Below are 2,429 nucleotides of genomic sequence, written 5' to 3'. Positions count from 1 at the left end.
AGCGGAATGGCCGCCAGCAAGGCCGCCACCACAGGCAGCAGGCCCAGCACTGCAGCAGCCCGTAGGCCCAGCAGCGGCCATGGCTCCAGCCCGCGCACATGGTGCGCCATCAGCCGCCAGCCCCAGATCAGCAGCATGAAAGCGGGCAGCAGCGCGCCCAGCCCCAGCCCCTGCAACAGCCCATCCGCTACAAAAGAGCCGCTCAGCCCCAGCAGGTTGGTGGGGGGTTGGCCGGTGGCGGTGTCAAAGGACGGATCAGCCGGATTATAGCTGGCCAGCGCCACCAGCAGCACACAGGCCAGCCCGCACAGCAACAGCCCGCCCGCTTCTTCCAGGCGGCGGTGCAGCGTGTTTTTGCGGGGCGGCGAAAATGAACGGTCCTGTGCGGGTGGGCTTGTGCGCGCCAATGATACGGGTTCCTGGTCTGGAGATGGGCAAAACATACCCGTGTGAAAAGTCTGACAGTGTCCTGAACTTCTTAGCAGTCCTGCCCGTTCAATGTGAACCGCCATCCGTGCCGGTGGAGACAGTGTGACAGATAAACGTCACCCATGGGCTAACAGCAGCAGAAGAAGATGGTATGGTTGGAAAAACCGGGGTCTATGGTTTGTGGAGGCATGCGTTTTTGCAGCACCCGCGTACGGCTTTCTTGTGGCAAGGTGGCCGGAATGTCCATGAACGGAAACGGGAGAGCCAAGCGCTGAACTTGCCAGTCAGATCAGGTCAGGACGCCGCCATGCCGGACACTGCGGGGCTTGATGCCACCGCCACCGGCGGGGTGGAGGGTGCCTGTCATACGTTTCCTTCCTTTAATGCCCTGCTCCTGCGGGAACTGGAAGCCCTGTTTGCAGGGGCGGTTGTGCTGCCTGCCATTGCCGCCCGTTACCTGATTGCTGCTGCCCGCGCGGCAGCCTGCACCACCCCGCCGGGGCTGGCTGTGGCAGATGGCGCGGTTGTGCCCCTTGCCGGTCCGCTGGCCTGTCTGGCCGAGCCGTTTGCCCCCCCGCCCGGCACGCTGGATGCCTGCCTGATGGCCCTTGCCCCCGTGCTGGCGCAGGTGCCCGCAAGCCGTGGGGTGGATGCGCTCGCAGGGGCAGAAACCCTGCACCCGTGGGCCTGTGCCGTATGGGACCTGCTGCCTTCCACCGCCCGGATTCTCGCATCCGGCGGGGATGAGCGGCTTGATGGTCAGGCTGGAAACGGGCTCAACCGCTATGGCGTGGGTAGTCTGCCCCGGCCTGAGGTGCTGGCTTTCGCCTCTTCTACTGCGTCCGATCCTTCTCCACGCGGGTTTGCCGCTGCCCGTGCGGCGCGGCTGGCGCTGGTGCGCGCCCTCGCGCGGGACTGGCCGGATAAGGCGGCCATGGCCGCCACCGTTGCAGCCACCGTTATGGAAACCAAGGCGTTTCTGGCTGGCTTTTTCGGTGTGGATAGTCCCGATCACGTTATTCTGGCGGCATCTGGCACGGATTGCGCCATGGCCGCCACGGCGGTGTGCGCCCTGCGTGGCAGCCCTGTTACCATTGTGCTGCCGGGGGCGGAGGAAACCGGCTCCGGTGTGCCGCAGGCCGCACGCGGTCGGCATTTCGCCAGCCGCACCGCCCATGGCGTGGCGGTGGAAAAAGACGGTGTGGTGGAAGGGTTTTCCCCCCGCACGGTCTGTGTGCCGGTTGCCGTGCGTGAGGCGGATGGCGCGAGGCGGACAGCGCGCGATGTGCTGGCGGACTGCACGGTGCATATAGAACAGGCTATCCGTATGGGGCGGCGGGTGCTGCTTTATGTGCTCGATGTGTCCAAGACCGGGCTTGTCATGCCTGATATCGCCGGGGTGGAGGCCTTGTGCCAGCGCTTTCCCGGTCAGGTGGATGTGCTGGTGGATGGGTGTCAGGCGCGGTTTCTGCCCGAACAGGCCGGGGCATTCCTGCGCCGGGGTTGGGCGGTTATGGTCACGGGGTCGAAATTCTATGCCGGGCCGACCTTCTGTGGCGCGCTGCTGCTGCCGCGCCGCTGGCGGGCAAGGCTTGCGGGCGAGGGTGAGGGCCAGCACGCGGGCTTGCCCCCTGGACTGGCCGATTACGCATGGCGCACGGAATGGCCTGCAGCCCCGGCTACGGCCTGCCTGCCGAAGGGTTCAATGCCGGGCTGTTCCTGCGCTGGCAGGGAGCCTGCGCCGAAATGGCGGCTTTTGCCGCAACCCCGGAGCGGGAGCGGCAGCACAGGCTCGACCTGTTTTTGTCTGGTGTGGCCAAGGCGCTGAGTGCCTGCCCCATGGTGCGGCTACTGCCCACCACGCAGGTGGGCGAGGTGGGCCACTGGATGTGGGAAGACAGTATCCTGACTTTTCTGGTGCTGGCTCCATCTGCCCGCGAAGCGGATCATGTGCGGCCCGCCGTGCTGGATATGGAGCGCAGCCGCAGGCTGCACCGCTG

At 66.1% G+C, this 2,429-nt stretch carries 3 protein-coding genes; 2 read left to right on the top strand and 1 reads right to left on the bottom strand.

Going from position 1 to position 2,429, the window contains the following annotated elements; translation table 11 throughout:
• Positions 1-407: DNA translocase FtsK 4TM domain-containing protein (locus JCM25143_RS20315; RefSeq protein WP_234395356.1), on the bottom strand; the 407-nt coding region annotated here is incomplete at its 3' end.
• A 329-nt stretch (positions 408-736) separates the two neighbouring features.
• Between JCM25143_RS20315 and JCM25143_RS20310 the strand changes: the two genes are divergently transcribed.
• Both JCM25143_RS20310 and JCM25143_RS21120 read left to right on the top strand, forming a co-directional pair.
• Complete coding sequence (locus JCM25143_RS20310) at positions 737-2,257, top strand: hypothetical protein (RefSeq protein ID WP_051543428.1); 1,521 nt, start codon at positions 737-739, stop codon at positions 2,255-2,257.
• A partial coding sequence (locus JCM25143_RS21120) for a hypothetical protein (RefSeq protein WP_234395355.1) occupies positions 2,233-2,429 on the top strand: 197 nt, incomplete at its 3' end. The genes JCM25143_RS20310 and JCM25143_RS21120, both read left to right, overlap by 25 nt.

It is taken from the genome of Acetobacter papayae JCM 25143 (genome assembly GCF_000613285.1).
GTDB lineage: Bacteria > Pseudomonadota > Alphaproteobacteria > Acetobacterales > Acetobacteraceae > Acetobacter > Acetobacter papayae.
The sequence above is the reverse complement of the archived record's forward strand: the minus strand, read 5'-3'. Positions and strand labels throughout refer to the sequence as shown.